17 protein-coding genes are annotated in these 15,209 nt (G+C 69.2%); 8 read left to right on the top strand and 9 right to left on the bottom strand.

Going from position 1 to position 15,209, the window contains the following annotated elements; genetic code table 11:
* The first annotated feature begins 79 nt into the window (after nt 1-79).
* Genes QF046_RS15825 through QF046_RS15815 form a run of 3 tightly spaced genes read left to right on the top strand, consistent with a single transcriptional unit; the run spans nt 80 to nt 3,251 of the window.
* Nucleotides 80-1,279 (top strand): acyl-CoA dehydrogenase family protein, encoded by a 1,200-nt coding sequence (locus QF046_RS15825; protein WP_307371617.1) that lies wholly within the window; start codon nt 80-82, stop codon nt 1,277-1,279.
* Nucleotides 1,280-1,296: 17 nt separating this feature from the next.
* Complete coding sequence (locus QF046_RS15820) at nt 1,297-2,070, top strand: SDR family NAD(P)-dependent oxidoreductase (protein ID WP_307371616.1); 774 nt, start codon at nt 1,297-1,299, stop codon at nt 2,068-2,070.
* Nucleotides 2,067-3,251: a thiolase family protein gene (locus QF046_RS15815; RefSeq protein ID WP_307371614.1), complete on the top strand. Its 1,185-nt coding sequence runs from the start codon at nt 2,067-2,069 to the stop codon at nt 3,249-3,251. Before QF046_RS15820 ends, QF046_RS15815 begins: the two co-directional genes overlap by 4 nt.
* Before the next feature lie 6 nt (nt 3,252-3,257).
* Here the strand turns inward: QF046_RS15815 and QF046_RS15810 are convergent, their stop codons facing one another.
* A complete protein-coding gene (locus QF046_RS15810) occupies nt 3,258-4,112 on the bottom strand; it encodes a PPK2 family polyphosphate kinase (RefSeq protein ID WP_307371613.1) in 855 nt (284 codons plus the stop codon).
* A gap of 615 nt (nt 4,113-4,727) precedes the next feature.
* Here QF046_RS15810 and QF046_RS15805 point away from each other — a divergent pair.
* Entirely contained in the window at nt 4,728-5,735 is a 1,008-nt protein-coding gene (locus tag QF046_RS15805) for a DNA recombination protein RmuC (RefSeq protein WP_307371612.1), read from the top strand.
* Nucleotides 5,736-5,774: 39 nt separating this feature from the next.
* On the opposite strand, the gene menD is transcribed toward QF046_RS15805, so the two are convergent.
* Nucleotides 5,775-7,448 carry a 2-succinyl-5-enolpyruvyl-6-hydroxy-3-cyclohexene-1-carboxylic-acid synthase gene (menD, locus tag QF046_RS15800; RefSeq protein WP_307371611.1) on the bottom strand — a complete coding sequence of 558 codons (1,674 nt, stop codon included), beginning with the start codon at nt 7,446-7,448 and terminating at the stop codon, nt 5,775-5,777.
* Nucleotides 7,445-7,786 carry a PLD nuclease N-terminal domain-containing protein gene (locus tag QF046_RS15795; RefSeq protein WP_307371610.1) on the bottom strand — a complete coding sequence of 114 codons (342 nt, stop codon included), beginning with the start codon at nt 7,784-7,786 and terminating at the stop codon, nt 7,445-7,447. Before QF046_RS15795 ends, menD begins: the two co-directional genes overlap by 4 nt.
* Nucleotides 7,787-7,894: 108 nt before the next feature.
* Between QF046_RS15795 and QF046_RS15790 the strand changes: the two genes are divergently transcribed.
* Entirely contained in the window at nt 7,895-8,164 is a 270-nt protein-coding gene (locus QF046_RS15790) for a DUF4229 domain-containing protein (RefSeq protein ID WP_307371609.1), read from the top strand.
* A 24-nt stretch (nt 8,165-8,188) separates the two neighbouring features.
* Here QF046_RS15790 and QF046_RS15785 read toward each other — a convergent pair whose 3' ends face one another.
* The 3 genes from QF046_RS15785 to QF046_RS15775 are packed head-to-tail and all read right to left on the bottom strand — an operon-like array spanning nt 8,189 to nt 9,524.
* Nucleotides 8,189-8,830, bottom strand: a complete 642-nt coding sequence (locus tag QF046_RS15785; protein ID WP_307371608.1) for a dihydrofolate reductase family protein — start codon at nt 8,828-8,830, stop codon at nt 8,189-8,191.
* 12 nt (nt 8,831-8,842) lie between these two features.
* The gene (locus tag QF046_RS15780) at nt 8,843-9,136 is read right to left on the bottom strand and encodes a DUF4287 domain-containing protein (protein ID WP_307371607.1); all 294 of its coding nucleotides are present in this window, start codon (nt 9,134-9,136) and stop codon (nt 8,843-8,845) included.
* Nucleotides 9,137-9,170: 34 nt separating this feature from the next.
* On the bottom strand, nt 9,171-9,524 hold the full coding sequence (locus QF046_RS15775; protein WP_307371605.1) for a cupin domain-containing protein: 354 nt from the start codon (nt 9,522-9,524) through the stop codon (nt 9,171-9,173).
* Nucleotides 9,525-9,596: 72 nt separating this feature from the next.
* On the opposite strand from QF046_RS15775, the gene QF046_RS15770 reads away from it, so the two are divergent.
* Nucleotides 9,597-10,628, top strand: a complete 1,032-nt coding sequence (locus QF046_RS15770; protein ID WP_307371604.1) for a DUF5937 family protein — start codon at nt 9,597-9,599, stop codon at nt 10,626-10,628.
* 3 nt (nt 10,629-10,631) lie between these two features.
* Here the strand turns inward: QF046_RS15770 and QF046_RS15765 are convergent, their stop codons facing one another.
* From QF046_RS15765 to QF046_RS15755, 3 genes are all read right to left on the bottom strand, one after another.
* Complete coding sequence (locus tag QF046_RS15765; RefSeq protein WP_307371603.1) at nt 10,632-11,429, bottom strand: protein phosphatase 2C domain-containing protein; 798 nt, start codon at nt 11,427-11,429, stop codon at nt 10,632-10,634.
* The gene (locus tag QF046_RS15760; RefSeq protein ID WP_373425763.1) at nt 11,429-12,379 is read right to left on the bottom strand and encodes a 1,4-dihydroxy-2-naphthoate polyprenyltransferase; all 951 of its coding nucleotides are present in this window, start codon (nt 12,377-12,379) and stop codon (nt 11,429-11,431) included. The genes QF046_RS15765 and QF046_RS15760 overlap by 1 nt, the downstream gene beginning before the upstream one ends.
* 101 nt (nt 12,380-12,480) lie before the next feature.
* On the bottom strand, nt 12,481-12,921 hold the full coding sequence (locus QF046_RS15755) for an Lrp/AsnC family transcriptional regulator (protein WP_307371602.1): 441 nt from the start codon (nt 12,919-12,921) through the stop codon (nt 12,481-12,483).
* Nucleotides 12,922-12,993: 72 nt separating this feature from the next.
* On the opposite strand from QF046_RS15755, the gene QF046_RS15750 reads away from it, so the two are divergent.
* Both QF046_RS15750 and QF046_RS15745 read left to right on the top strand, forming a co-directional pair.
* Nucleotides 12,994-14,424 carry a DUF6421 family protein gene (locus QF046_RS15750; RefSeq protein WP_307371601.1) on the top strand — a complete coding sequence of 477 codons (1,431 nt, stop codon included), beginning with the start codon at nt 12,994-12,996 and terminating at the stop codon, nt 14,422-14,424.
* Nucleotides 14,425-14,548: 124 nt separating this feature from the next.
* Nucleotides 14,549-15,202 (top strand): SDR family oxidoreductase, encoded by a 654-nt coding sequence (locus QF046_RS15745; RefSeq protein ID WP_307371600.1) that lies wholly within the window; start codon nt 14,549-14,551, stop codon nt 15,200-15,202.
* The last annotated feature ends 7 nt before the right edge of the window (nt 15,203-15,209 follow it).

Below are 15,209 nucleotides of genomic sequence, written 5' to 3'. Positions count from 1 at the left end.
GGCCGGGAGTGATGCTCAGCGTAATTAGTGTAAGGATTACACTTGACGTTTGCAAGTGCCATCCGACCCAAGGGAAATCGTGACCACCATCACCGCAGAGCGCGAGGCGACCGACTTCTTCCTGCTCATGGATCACCTCACCCCCCAGGAGCAGGAGATCGTCTCCCGTGTTCGCCGATTCGTCGACGACCGGCTGCTTCGGGTGATCAACGACTACTGGGAACGAGCGGAGTTCCCGCAGGAACTCGTGCCCGACATCGCCGAGCTGGGGATCATCGGCACGACGATCCAGGGGTACGGATGCCCCGGATTCAGCCCCCTGGCCGCGGGACTCGTCGCGCTGGAGATGTCGCGAGGCGACGGCAGCATCAACACCTTCCTCGGCGTGCAGTCCGGACTGAGCATGGGCACGATCGACCTGCTCGGCTCCGAGGAGCAGAAGCAGCGATGGCTGCCCGGAATGTCCCGGCTGGAGAAGATCGGCGCCTTCGCGCTCACCGAACCCGGCCACGGCTCGGACTCCGTCGCACTCGAGACCTCGGCGACGCTCGACGGCGACGAGTACGTCATCAATGGCGCGAAGCGCTGGATCGGAAACGGCCACTCGGCCGACGTCGTCGTGCTCTGGGCGCGGGACACCGCCGACGGCAAGGTGAAGGCCTTCATCATCGAGAAGGATGCCGACGGCAGCCACCCTGCGGGCTACCGTGCCGAGGTCATCACCGGCAAGATCGGCAAGCGCGCCATCCTGCAGCCGGACATCACCCTGGTCGACGTGCGCGTGCCCGCGGCGAACCTGCTCGCGAAGTCGACCTCCTTCCGCGATGCGAGTGCCGTGCTGGCGCGCACGCGCTCGGGTGCTTCGTGGGAGGCGACCGGTCACGCGATGGCCGCCTATGAGATCGCCGTCGCGTATGCGAAGACCCGCGTGCAGTTCGGCAAGCCGATTGCGGGGCACCAGATCGTGCAGCAGCGCCTGTCGAAGATGCTCGCCGAGATCACCGCCATGCAGCTGATGTGCTTCCGCCTCGCCGAGCTCCAGGACGAGGGCGACCTGACCGGGCCGATGGCGTCCGTGGCGAAGATGTTCACCGCCGAGAAGGGTCGCTGGGTGTGCTCCGAGGCCCGCGACATCCTCGGCGGGAACGGTCTTCTGCTGGAGAACCATGTCGCACGGCACCTCACGGATATGGAGGTCGTGTACACCTACGAGGGCACCGACACCATCCAAGCGCTGCTGATCGGCCGCGAGATCACCGGCGTCTCGGCATTCAAGTGAGCGAGAAGGAGAGCGTCATGCGCTTCGAGGGACAGACAGTCATCGTCACGGGAGCAGCCCGCGGCATCGGCGCCGCCACCGCACTGCGGCTGGCCAGGGAGGGCGCCAGGGTCGCGGTGCTCGACCTCGTGCTCGACGCGGCCCAGAGCACGGCGACGTCGATCACCGCCGACCCGGTCGTCGTCTCCGCTGGCGGCAGCGCCGTCGGTCTCGCCGCCGACATGACCGATTCTCAGGCCGTGGATGCCGCCTTCAGCGCGTTCGCAGAAGCAGAGGGCCGCCTCGACGTGCTCGTCAACAACGCCGGTCTCACCAGGGACGACCTGCTGTTCCGCATGAGCCCTGACGACTGGGACCTGGTCCTGCGCACCAACCTCAGCTCCGCGTTCCACGGCATCCGCTCCGCACAGCGCTGGATGACGCCGGCGATGTCAGGGGCGATCGTCAGCCTTTCCAGCCGCTCGGCCCTCGGTGCCCGCGGACAGGCGAACTACGCCGCCGCGAAGGCCGGCATCCAGGCGCTCACGGCGACGGCGGCGATCGAGCTCGGCCCCTTCGGCATCCGCGTCAATGCCGTCGCACCCGGATACATCGCCACGGCAATGACGGCGGCGACCGCGTCCCGAGTCGGGATGACCGCGACGGACCATCAGGATCGCGCGGCCCTGGCCACTCCCCTGCGGCGCGTCGGCGAACCGGAGGAGGTCGCATCCGTCATCGCTTTCCTCGCGAGCCGCGACGCATCCTACGTCTCCGGCCAGACGCTCTATATCAACGGCGGTGCCCGATGACCGAGACCGTCCACCTCGTCGGCGGGGTGCGCACGCCGGTGGGACGGTACGGCGGTGCGCTCTCGCGCGTCAGGCCCGACGACCTCGCCGCCCTCACCCTGCGCGCCCTCGTCGAACGCACCGGCGTCGATCCCGCCAGGCTCGACGAGGTGATCCTGGGCTGCGCGAACCAAGCCGGCGAGGACAACCGCAACGTGGCCCGCATGGCGGTGCTGCTGGCGGGGCTCCCCGACGGCCTGCCTGCGTACACCGTGAACAGGCTGTGCGCCTCGGGCATGACGGCGATCACGACCGCGCACGCACTGATCGCCTCCGGATCGGCGGACCTCGTCATCGCCGGCGGCGTGGAGTCCATGTCGCGCGCGCCCTGGGTGCAGCAGAAACCGGAGCGCGCCTTCGCGGGCCCCGGTGCGAGCTTCGACACCTCGATCGGCTGGCGATTCGTCAACCCACGACTGGCCCAGCGCGAGAATGCGACACTGAGCATGCCCGAGACGGCCGAGCTCGTCGCCGAGCGCCGTGCCATCGACCGCGACCGTGCCGACGCGTTCGCGTTGGAGAGCCACCGACGCGCCCTGCAGGCGCAGACGGACGGGATGTTCGACGATGAGATCGTCGAGGTTCCGGTCACCGGCGGCACCGTCCGCCTCGACGAGGGCCCGCGCGCCGACTCGAGCATCGAGGCACTGGGGCGTCTGCGCCCTGTGGTCTCAGGTGGTGCGGTCGTGACGGCCGGGAACTCCAGCAGTCTCAACGACGGCGCCTCGGCCGTGCTGGTGGCCAGCGACCGCGCGGTGCGTGAGCTCGGACTCATCCCGCGAGCACGCATCGTGGCGCATGCGGCATCCGCTCTCCAGCCGGAGATCATGGGTCTCGGCCCGGTGGAGGCCACACGAAAGGCACTGGGTCGTGCAGGGTGGACTGTCGACGAGGTGGACGCGGTCGAGCTCAATGAGGCCTTCGCCTCGCAGTCCCTCGCCTGCATGGATGCGCTCGACCTCGATGCGGACCGGGTCAATGCCTGGGGCGGGGCGATCGCGCTCGGGCATCCGCTCGGCTCCTCCGGCGCGCGGATCGTCGTGACGCTTCTGTCTCGCCTCGAACGCGGCGACCTTCGTCGCGGTCTCGCGACGATGTGCGTCGGAGTCGGTCAGGGTACGGCGCTGCTCGTCGAGCGCTGAGTCGGCTCAGCTCGCGGCGAGCCTCTTCCTCTCTGCCTCGACGTTGAAGTCGGCCTTCGGCCACTGCGGGTCGATGTCCTCCAGCGCATCGATCAGCAGCTCCTGCACGGCGAGGCGCGCGTACCACTTGTGGTTCGCGGGGACGACGGACCAGGGCGCCTCGGGCGCGGACGTGCGCTCGACGACGTCACGGTACGCAGCCATGTAGTCGTTCCAGCGCAGGCGCTCGTCGACATCGCCGGGGTTGTACTTCCAGTACTTGTCGGGACGGTCCAGGCGCTCGGCGAGACGCTCCTTCTGCTCGTCCGGGGAGATGTGCAGCATGACCTTGATGATGCGGATGCCGGATGCCGCGACGCGCCGCTCGAATTCGACGATCGCGTCATAGCGACGCTCGATCTCCTCAGGGCCGGCGAGGCCGCGCACCTTGCCGATCAGCACGTCCTCGTAGTGCGAACGGTCGAAGACGCCGATGAACCCGGGCTGCGGCAGGCGCTTCTCGATGCGCCAGAGGAAGTCGTGCTCCAGCTCTTCGGTCGTCGGCGCCTTGAACGCGGCGAGCTCGACGCCCTGCGGATCGACTCCGCCGACGACATGCCGCACGATGCCGCCCTTGCCCGCGGTGTCCATGGCCTGCAGCACGAGCAGCACCGCATCCGTCGCCTCGCCTGCGCGCGATCCCGCGAAGAGCCGCTCCTGCAATTCGCCCAGCGCTTTGCGCCGCGCCTTGAGCTGCGCTTCGCCGGCCGCCTTGTCCCCGCTGAAGCCCGGGGTGCTGTCCGGGGCCACGGCATCGAGTGCAGCACCCTTCTCCACGCGCAGGATGTCACTCGGTCGGTCGGTCCAGGTGTGCTTTCCCATGGAGACATCATGCCCGCCTTCGGCCCGGTGTCCGAGGCCCGGGGCACAATCGCCTCATGGACACTTCGCTTCTCGTCATCGTGGTCGCGGTGATCGCCGCGGCTCTCGCCGGTGGCCTCGGGTTCGTTCTCGGGATGCTGCGCGGCAGGGCATCGGATGCCGCAGTGCGGGCAGAGGCGCAGTCCGCCCGTCTGCGCACGGACTCGCTCGAGCGGGAGGCCGAGGCGCTGCGCGCCGAGGTGACCGCGCGCGTGCGGGACGAGCGGGCACTGAGCGAGCGCCGTGTCGCGGAGGTGCGCGCGGCAGGCGAGGCAGCGGTCGCGCAGGCGAAGACGGATGCCGAGGCGCGGCTGGGCGAGGTGCGCGCCGAGCACGTGCGCCGGCTCGCGGAGGTGCGCGAGGAGGCGGACGCGGATGTCGCGGCCGAGCGCTCTCGCGCGGCCGAGCGGCTGGAAGAGCTGAAGGCCGACCAGAAGCGGCTGTCCGACGAGTTCGACGCGCTGAGCAGACGGGCGCTGGAAGCCAACTCGAAGGTGTTCCTGGAGCAGGCGGAGGAGCGCCTCAAGCGCAGCCAGAGCGAGGGCGCTGCCGCAACTGCAGAAGCGTCAGGATGCCGTGCAGCAGCTGATCGAGCCGATCCAGAAGACGCTCGACACGGTCAAGACCGAGATGACCACCGCGGAGAAGACGCGGCTCGAGGCGAACGCCGCGCTCACCGAGCAGCTGCAGTTCATGCGGCAGTCGTCCGAGACGCTCGGCTCCGAGACGCGCAAGCTCGTGAACGCGCTGCGGGCCCCCCAGGTGCGGGGGCGATGGGGCGAGCTGCAGCTGCGTCGCGTGGTGGAAGCGTCGGGAATGATCAATCACGTCGACTTCGACGAGCAGCTGCACCACTCCACTGATGAAGGTGCGCTGCGCCCCGACATGGTCGTTCACCTCGCCGGCGACAAGCGTGTGGTCGTCGATTCGAAGGTCGCCTTCAACGGCTACCTCGAGGCCATGGAGGCCACCGACGACACCGTGCGCGCACAGCGCCTGCAGGCCCACGCCCGCCATCTCAAGAAGCACATCGACGACCTCGGCACGAAGGAGTACTGGGATGTCGTGGCCGGCTCCCCCGAGTTCGTGGTGATGTTCGTACCCGCGGAGCCGTTCCTCGCCGCGGCGCTCGACCAGGACTCGACGCTGTACGAGTACGCGTTCGAGCGCAACGTGGTGATCGCCACGCCGTCGACGCTGATCGCCCTGTTGCGCACGGTCGGGCACGCCTGGCGTCAGGACCAGCTCGCGCAGGAGGCGCAGCAGATCTTCACGGTCGGCAAAGAGCTGCACAAGCGGCTGGGCACGCTCGGACAGCACCTGGCGAAGCTGGGGCGGAGCCTGAACACCACGGTCGACGCGTACAACAGGTTCGCGGGATCCCTGGATCGCAACGTCGTCACGCAGGCGCGCAGGTTCAGTGCCCTGCAGGGCCTGGACGAGGTGCTCTCGGACACCTCGCCCGTCGAGGCGCTGGCGATCGCCCCGCAGAAGGCCGACCTGTACGAGCTCGAGCAGGGCGAGCACGAGGGGGAGCGGTACGCCAGTGCCGACGTCGGCGATATCACGCAGCGCCTGGAGTGACGGTACGGCGAGCGCGCCGAACACGTCGAGCGCGCCGAGTCAGCGCTCCAGCGGGACCTCGATGATCTGCGGACCTGCCGCGGGCGAGGTCAGCGCCTGATCCAGGGCCGATCGCGTCGCCACCTGCGTGAACTCCCACCCGTAGGCGGCGGCGAGTTCACGCAGCCCCACCGACTGCGGCGTGTAGAAGGCTCGGTCGAGATCCTCAGCGGGGGCGGATGCCGCCACCTCGAGGCCGTCGAAGATCGTTCCGCCGCCGTCGTTGCCGACGATCACCTGGATGCGAGGTCGCGCTTCGCCCTCCGGCAGGAGCAGCGCGCCGACATCGTGCAGAAACGCCAGATCGCCGAGCAGGACCCGGGTCACGCCCGCGGCGCCCGCCGCCTGACTGGCCAGGGCGATGCCGATCGCCGTCGCGATGGTGCCGTCGATCCCCGCGAGCCCGCGGTTGGAGTGCACCGGAACCTTCTTGCCGCCGAGCACCTGATCGGCGACACGGACGAGTCGCGACGACCCGAACACGAGCCGATCGTGCGGCCAGGTCGCACGCCACACCGCATCCGCCAGCAGCTGCCGATCGACCCGCTTCCGCACGGCTTCCAACTCGGCGCGCACCGCACCGAGCCGTGCGTTCTTGTCCGCCGAAGACAGGCCCTCCTGATCGGGGGCGGGTGCGCTGAGATCCACCACGGCGGCAGCCGAGGCGTTCATCCAGGCGCCGAGCCACTGCCGGTCGGCGGGCCCGTCCGCCACGGACATGGCATCCGCCGGCCGCGTCCGCCCGTTGAGGTTGAGCTCCTCGCCGCCGCGGCGCACCGCGACGACGTCCACGTCGGTGCGAGCCAGCAGGGCGGCCACCTCACGGCTGAGCGTGGGATGCCCGAAGATCACCGCGCGTTCCACCCGTCCGCCGAGCGATTCGTCGCGCAGCAGTTCGCGGTACCCGTGCACGACGAGGCGGCCGAACCGGGCTCCGCTGACGATCTCGGCGATGAGCGGCCAGCTTCCCGCGTGCGAGAGCGCCTCGGCATCCGCACCGGCATCCGCACCGGCGATCACGATCGTGCGCGGACCGCGCTCCAGCACGAGCGGCGCGGCCGCGACCCGTGCGGGCGCGGGACCGGGCGCGGCGCTGACGGAACCGGCGGCGGACAGCGGATCGCGCGCGGGAAGGTTCAGATGCACCGGCCCCGAGACGCCGGGGATTCCGTTGCCCGCGATGCCCAGCGACGCTTCGATCGCGTGCGAAGCCAAACCTGACCAGACAGTCGCGTCCCCTGCGTCGGCCGACGGCACTTCGGCATCCACAGCCATCCGCACGAAGGCGCCGAACAGCCCAGGCTGCACGGTGGCCTGGTTCGCGCCCACGCCGCGCAGCTCCGGCGGACGGTCGGCGGTCAGCAGCAGAAGCGGCACTCCCGAGTGGAACGCCTCCATCGTGGCCGGCAGCAGATTGGCGGCCGCCGTCCCCGATGTGCAGACCACGGGTACCGGCAGACCCGTCTCGCGGGCGATCCCGAGGGCGGTGAATCCTGCGACCCGCTCATCGATGCGCACATGCACGCGCAGTGCACCGCTGCGCGACAGCTCCATCGCGGCGAGAGCGATCGCCTGCGACCGCGACCCCGGCGAGAGCACGAGGTCGCGCACGCCGTTCCCGATCAGCTCGGTGAGGAGCTCGGCCGCCGCGTCACTCGCCGGCGACGCCGTCACGAGCGCGGATCCGCGCCGTCGGACTCGTCATCGAGCCGAGCGAGCTCCTCTTCCAGCTCGCGGATGCGGGCGTCCTGCTCGGCATTGCCCATGCGACGCAGCACCTGCGGGTCATCATCCGGAGGGACCACGTACCCGGTGTCGACCTCGCCGCGACTCAGGCGACCGAGGGTGAACCAGAGGATGCCGCCGATGACGGGAAGCAGCACGACGATGAGCACCCAGACGGACTTGGAGACGCCCCGGTGCCGCGTCGCCGGCTGCACGGCGCAGTCGACGATGCTGTAGACCCAGAACACAACGGCGAGGAATCCGCCGATGATCAGGAAACGTGCCATGTTTCCAGTGTAGGTCCGCCTGCGATGAGCGGCCTGGGCACGGCATCCGAAGCCGCACCCATCGCCACCGCACAGCCGGCGCCTAATCGCCGCTCCTAGACTTGGGGCGTGAAGAAGTTGCCACCCCTCCTCGTCTACACCGTGCTGCGGCTGCTGGCGTTCCTCGTGCCCTTGGCGATCATGTGGCTCTTCCCGATCTTCCGCGAGTTCTGGTGGCTCGCAGCACTCTTCGCCGCTCTCATCGGCATGAGCATCTCGCTGCTCTTCCTGCGCACGCCGCTCTCGCAGAGTTCGCGTGAGCTCTACGAGCGGCGCCGGCGCGGCGGATCCGTCGGGGAGATCGAAGACGAGGCAGCGGAGGACGGCGCGACCGAGTGAGCCGCGTCGGCATCCGGAAGCCGGTCAGCGCCGGAAGCTCAGGTGCGTCACGCCGCTCTCGGCCACCTCGCTGGTGACCTCGTACTCGGCTTCCAGTCCGCGCAGTCCGTCCCAGATCCGCTCCCCACGACCGAGCACGATCGGCGCGACCGCGAAGTGGATGCGGTCGACGAGTCGCGCTGCCAGGAACTGCCGCACCACGTCGACGCCGCCGCCCACGCGCACATCTCCGCCGTCCGCCGCCTCTGCAGCTCGCGCCAGTGCGTCCTGCGGTGACGCCTCGATGAAGTGGAACACCGTGCCGGTGTCGAACTCGATCGATGCGCGCGCTGTGTGCGTGAGCACGAAGACGGGCACCTGGAACGGCGGCTCATCTCCCCACCAGCCGCGCCAGTCGGGGTCGTCGGCGTTCTGGTGCAGGCCGAACATGCCCGCGCCCATGATCTCGGCGCCGGTGCCCTCGAAGTAAGCGCTCGCGTACTTCTCGTCGATGCCCGTCGTGCCGGCTCCTGAGGTGTCGCCGAGCACGCGCTCCCGCATCGTCCGGGTGCCGACATACGCGGCGACCAGGCGCTGCCAGTCATCGCCGAACGGGTTCTCGGGCGTCTGATCGGTCGTCGTGGCGAAGCCGTCCAGAGAGATGTTGAGATCGACCTTCACAGCCATGGGTGCGCCTCCTCAGGCGTTCTCGGGGTTCGTGGCTCTACCGTCCAGCCACAGCCGGTCGGTCGGATCGGCGTGGGCGCCATCCGACCCGACGTGCTTCGCACTGATCTGCGGGCCCTTGGTGATCACGTGCACGAGAGCCATCCCGTAGCCGCGGGAGAGGTCGTGGTCGGCCTTCAGCCACTCAAGGATCGGTGTGGCCTTCGTGTCGGGACCGAAGCCGCGCTCCGTGGCCAGTTCGATGAACTGGCGCGGGGTCAGGCCGGTCTTGGTCTCGATGTTGTCGAGGTATGCCTGGAAGGACATGAGGTGTTCCGTTCGATGGAGGTTCGATGGTGGTTCAGTCGAGGTCTGTCTGGATCATCACGGACGAGGCGTGTATGCAGATCAGTCGCATCGCTCCGGTACCGGTGTTCGTGTAGCGGTGCGGCACGAACGCCGGACCGGTGACGGTGTCGCCGGCCGCGGCACGGATCAGCTGGTCATCGACCTGGAAGGTCGCCTCGCCTTCGAGCAGCACCCAGGTCTCAGGATACGGATGCCAGTGCAGCCCTGATCCCTGACCCGGCTGGTTATCGATGTAGAAGTACGACACGGCCGCCCCGTGGTCGCGTCCTTCGAATCGTCTGCTCGACCCCGTCCCCAGCGGGATCTCGGCCGCCCTGACCCGGGTCGGTTCAGCCAGTGTCTTCATCGTCGTACCCTTCTGTGTTCGATGTGCACTCTCACTCTTTCGCTGCGCGGCACGACTCCCTAGAGTTTCGATGTGGATCGAAACAGAGGGGCGCAACCTGTCGAGGGCATGGATCATCCCGATCACCGCGTCGACTTCCGCCTGAGCCCCGGCGACATCCAGGCAGTGCGGTTCGGCATCTCACCGGGCCACGAACTCACGCACGCCGTTCGCACCCTGCTCCGCCCCGCACAGCATCCGCTGCAGTGGGTCTGGCTGCGACAGGTGCGCGACCGCGTCCCGCGCGAACCGCTGGCACTGCTTGCGCAGGTCGTCGGAGCCGACGGCTACATGCCGGACTTCCTGACCGCCGATGCCCGCTGGGACATGACCCCGGCCGATGAGTTCGCCGCGCTCGCCGCGGCGCCGATTCCAGGCATCCTGATCGACCTGGACAAGCGCATCGCGCGCTCCACTGGCGCGCAGCGGGCCGCGCTGTCGCGGATGCGCAAGGATCCCGAACGCACGCGAGCGCTGGTCGCTCAGGCGTGCGAGCAGGTCTGGGATGCCGTGCTGGCGCCGGTCTGGCCGCAACTGGAGCGGATGCTGCGCGCAGACATCGCCGTGCGTGCCCGCACGGTCACAGCCGATGAGCTCGCACGAATGGCCGGCGGCCTGCACCGCACCGTGCAGTGGAGCGACGGAGCGGTTCGGGTGCAGCTGCGCCGGCACAGCGAAGACGTCGACTGCAGAGAATCCGGCCTCGTACTGGTGCCGTCGGTCATGTCGTCATGGGGGTGCATGGTGATCACCGAGCCGCCCGCCCAGCCCACCCTGTTCTACCCGGCGCGCGGCGTGACCGCAGGATGGGCGCGGGACAGCGCGGAGCTCGAGATGTCGCTCGGCGCGCTGCTCGGGCCGGTGCGCTCCGGGATCCTGCTGCGCGCCCACACCGCGCGCACCACGTCGCAGGTGGCCGCGGATGCCGGGATCGCCGTGTCCACGGCATCCCATCACCTGACCGTGCTGCGCGGGGCCGGGCTGGTCACGAGCTCGCGCGAGGGGAACCGGATGCTGCATCTGCGCACCCCGCTCGGTGAGGCGCTGGTCGGCGCGGGCCTCTGACGATCAGAACCTGACGGACACCAGCGCGATGTCGTCGTGCGGCTTGGTGAACGGCGGCACGCCGTGAGCATCCTCCGCGGCGCGGATCTCCGCCGCGATTCGCGCGACGTCTCCGTTCACGGCGAGGTCCGCGAAGTCCCGCAGGGTGTGCGCGCCGACGAGCTGGAACCCGCGCGTCGCACCGTCCGAGGCGGCGACGACGGCCCGCAGCTCACTGATCGGAGTGCGCCCGGTGAGCGCATGCCGTGCGGCATCCGGGTCGATGTGCGCGCACCAGAAGCCGCCCTCGACGTTGCGGGCGTCGTCGAGCGCGGCGAAGCGCATGCCGGCTGTCGCGGTGGGGATACCGGCAGCGGACGCCAGCGACTCGGCGCGCGTCTGCACTGCAGCCGTGATCCGGTCGTCCGTGACCTCACGCGCACTCCCGTCGACTCCGATCAGTACGACCGAGGCGTCGCAGAGCACCAGATGTTCGACCTCGTCTCCGACGATCCGCCAGGCGGCGACCGTCGCGCTGGGCGACCCCTGTGAGAGATCGCAGGTGGTCGCGTGCGCCTCGGTCACCTCAGCGATGGCGCCGGCGAGAGCATCCGTCATCGATGAGAGGCTCGACTCCAGTCGCATCCGCAGCTCCTCCGCCAGCATCCGCGCGTACCAGGCGACCGAGTGCGAGCACCCCTTCCGCATGGACGCGGGCAGCCCCGCCCCGTCGACGACGACACCGATGCCGACGCCGATGGCGCAGGCGTCCTCGCTCTCCTGCCCGACCTCGGCCGAGAGGGAGAACAGTTCCGGCGTCATCAGGCGACGAGCGCCCAGTAGATGAGCACCGCATAGCCGACCGACGACAGCGACGTGAGGCTCAGCGCGATCACCAGTTCACGCGGCTCGCGGTAGGTCCAGACGATGAGGATCGCAGGGATGATCGCCAGCAGCACCAGCAGCGACAGCCAGGCGATCGGGTAGAGCAGCAGGGCGAACATCGCGGCGATGACGAAGGGGGCCAGGGCGAACAGCGTGTACACGATCTGCGTCGCGCGCTTGCCGATCAGCACCGTGAGCGTGCGCTTGCCGACCTCGCGATCCTGGTCGATGTCGCGCAGATTGTTCGCGAGCAGCACGGCGCAGGCGAACAGTCCTGCGGCGACGGCCGCGAGCCAGGCCTCGAGTGGCAGTGCGGACGACTGCACCCAGGTCGTGCCGAGCACGGCGACCAGCCCGAAGAAGACGAACACGAACAGCTCGCCCATGGCGTTGTAGCCGTAGGGGCGCTTGCCCCCGGTGTAGAACCAGGCGGCGACGATGCTGATGGCGCCGACCGCGAGCAGCCACCACTGCTGCGTGCGGATCACGATCGCGAGACCTGCGACAGCGGCGAGCGCGAAGAAGATCAGCGCGGCGATCAGCACCTGCCGGGGGGACACGCGTCCGGATGCGGTCAGCCGGGCGGGTCCGACTCGGACGGCGTCGGTGCCGCGGATGCCGTCGCTGTAGTCGTTCGCGAAGTTCACGCCGACCTGCAGCAGCACCGCCACGGCGAGGCAGGCGAGCGCGATCACCCAGTGCAGCTCGCGGTCGGTCACCTGCGCTGCGCCGGTTCCGAGGATTACCGGCGCGACCGCGAGCGGCAGAGTCCTCAGCCGCGCGGCGCCGATCCAGTCGCCGACGGTCACGGGGCCGGCCTCGACCACGGGACGCTTGGCCGGGTTGCCGCTGGTGCGCTTCTTCTTGCTTCTGGATGCCACGGTCAGAATCCTACTGACCCGGCCGATGCCCCAAGCCCGTCTGTTTGTGCCGTATGCAGGCGGAAAACGCTTCTCGGGGCGCGTAAGGCACAAATAGACGGGCTTGGTCAGATGATGGGGCGGCGCTCGTAGTACGTCTGCAGGACGACGGTGGTGTGGGTGCTGACGTTCGCCGTCAGCCGGATGTCGTTGACCAGCTGCTCCAGCGCACGCGGCGTGGCCACCCGCACGAACAGCATGTAGGCGGCATCCCCCGCGATCGAGTGGCACGCCTCGATCGCACCGAGGTGCTCGAGCAGCTCGGGGGCGTTGTCGGGCTGAGCCGGATCGAGCGGCGTGATCTCGACGAACGCCGACAGCGGCACGCCGACCTCCTCGGGGTCGAGCACGGCCTGGTAGCCGGTGATCGCGCCCCGACTCTCCAGGCGCTTCAGACGCGACTGCACGGCGGAGGTCGACAAGCCTGTCTCGTCGGACAGCTGCGCGAGCGTGGCGCGCCCGTCCCGGGCGAGGGCCGAGAGGATCGTGTGGTCGACAGAGTCATCCATGAATGGAATAATAACGGTAGAAACCGGACTACACCGGAAAATTTCCGCTTACCTTTTCGATCGGAGGCTCCGATGTCCCTCATCACCACCCACAACCCGGCCATCATCGGCGAACCTGAGGTCGTCGAGGATGCGTCCACCGTGGAGACCAGCGCCGCCTGGCTGCAGCTGAAGGACGCCGCGATCGCGCTGCGCCCGCTGCAGATCAAGGACGGCTCCGTGCCCGAGGCCGCCGACCGCGAGACCGCCTCGCAGCACGTCGCCGCGATCATCGCCGGCATCCGCGCCCTCTCCCCCGCCTTCCCGCACGACGCGGAGTACCTCGACGCGCTCGTGGTCGACTTCCAGCGCTGGGCCGACGGCGGCTTCGCCGAGCCCGACTTCCTGGACTCGCTGATGGCCTTCCAGCCGCAGCAGCACCGCGTCGACGGCATCCGTCACCTCGTCGTGTTCCCGATGTACACGCAGAACGGCTCCAGCGAGCGCCTCGTCGAGGCCCTCATCGTCGAGACGATCTGGCCGGAGTTCATCGCCGAGCTCGAGTCCGGCGACTACGGCAACAAGCTGTTCGTCTCGCTGCGCCTGGTCGACTTCACGCCCGGCTACGACACGAACTCGGCCGTGCTGTTCCCCGAGACCGTCGCCATGCGCGAGATCCCCTCGTTCACCTGGGGCGCGATCTTCCAGGATCGCGAGGCCGCCCGCTACCGTCGCGTCGTGCGCGCGGCATCCGAGATCACCAACCTCGAGCTGCCCGAGCGCGCCGCGAAGATGCTCGATGACCAGGAGGTCACCGAGAAGACGTTCGTGATGTGGGACATCATCCACGACCGCACGCACATGCGCGGCGACCTGCCCTTCGACCCGTTCATGATCAAGCAGCGGATGCCGTTCTTCCTCTACTCGCTCGAGGAGATGCGCTGCGACATGACGGCGTTCCGCGAGTCGGTGAGGATCGAGCGGGCCTTCGACGCCCGCGTCGCCGCCGGCGAGATGCTCACCGAGACTGAGCAGGAGATGCACGAGTACGCGCACCTCGTGCAGTACGCGGTGATCTTCGATCGCATCTTCCGCTTCGCGATCACCGGCAACCGCACGCGCAACTACGACGCCGTCGGCGGTCAGCTGCTGTTCGCCTGGCTGCACCAGCGCGGCGTGCTGCACTGGACCGACACGGCTCTGGCCTTCGACTGGGACAACGTGCCCGACGCGGTGGTTGCACTCGGTGATGCGATCGACGACCTGTACTGGCACTCGATCGACCGTCCGAAGATCGCGCACTGGCTCGCGGCGTACGAGCTGGTCCGCGGCACCCTCACCCCGCACCCGGCCTCGCAGTGGGCTCGCGGCCTGTCGGACGAGATCCTCGCCGGCGCGCCGAAGGGCTACACCGACGCGGTGATGGATGACGAGTTCCCGCTGTCGATGTTCTTCGAGACGCTGAACAAGAAGATGATGCCGGTCATCGAGTCGACCGTCGGCATCCGCGGCACCGATCTGTAGCCACACCCGAATCAGGACCGCGGGCCCGTGCTCGACGGATGTCGGCGCGAACGACGGATGTCGGCGCAGAATGGGTGTATTGACTGACATCCGTCTTTTCGTCCGACATCCGTCGCCTGAAGGAATGAGCACGAGCATGACAGCATCCGGATGCACCGTCCTTCTCGCCGGCGCGACCAGCGCCGCGGGTCTGGCCACCGCTCGTGCCCTCCTGAATGCCGGCGCGCGCGTGATCGCGACGGGCCGCTCGGCTGAACGGCTGGCCGCGCTGGCGGATGCCGGAGCGCGGACCGAGGTCGCGGATGCCTCGTCGCTGACCGAGATGGCGGCACTGGCCGAGCGGATCGGCGCGGTCGACGCGGTGATCCCGCTGGTCGGCGGCTGGCGCGGCGGCGGCGGTCTCGCCGGGCAGAGCGACGCGGACTTAGACGCACTGCTGCCCGCGCTGCAGGCGGTGCGCGCGACGAGCCGCGCCTTCGACGCGTCGATCAGGGCGTCGGATGCCGGTCGCTTCGCGATCGTGTCCTCGACGGTGGTGGAGCGTCCGCTTGCGGGTGGGGCGAACTACGCCGCGATGAAGGCGGCCGGCGAGGCGTGGGCACGCGCGGTCGCGCAGGGCTACGCCAAGGCGGCCCGGGATGCCGGTGAGCCGCTGCGCGCGGCATCCGTCGTCTTCCGCGCCAAGGGCGCACTGGAACCCGAGGCGCTGGCCCGTGCCGTCGTATCGCTGTGGGATTCGGATGCCGCCGACCTGAACGACACCGTCATCGCGCTCTGATCCGCCG

It is taken from the genome of Microbacterium sp. W4I4, assembly GCF_030816235.1.
Taxonomy (GTDB): Bacteria; Actinomycetota; Actinomycetes; order Actinomycetales; family Microbacteriaceae; genus Microbacterium.
The sequence above is the reverse complement of the archived record's forward strand: the minus strand, read 5'-3'. Positions and strand labels throughout refer to the sequence as shown.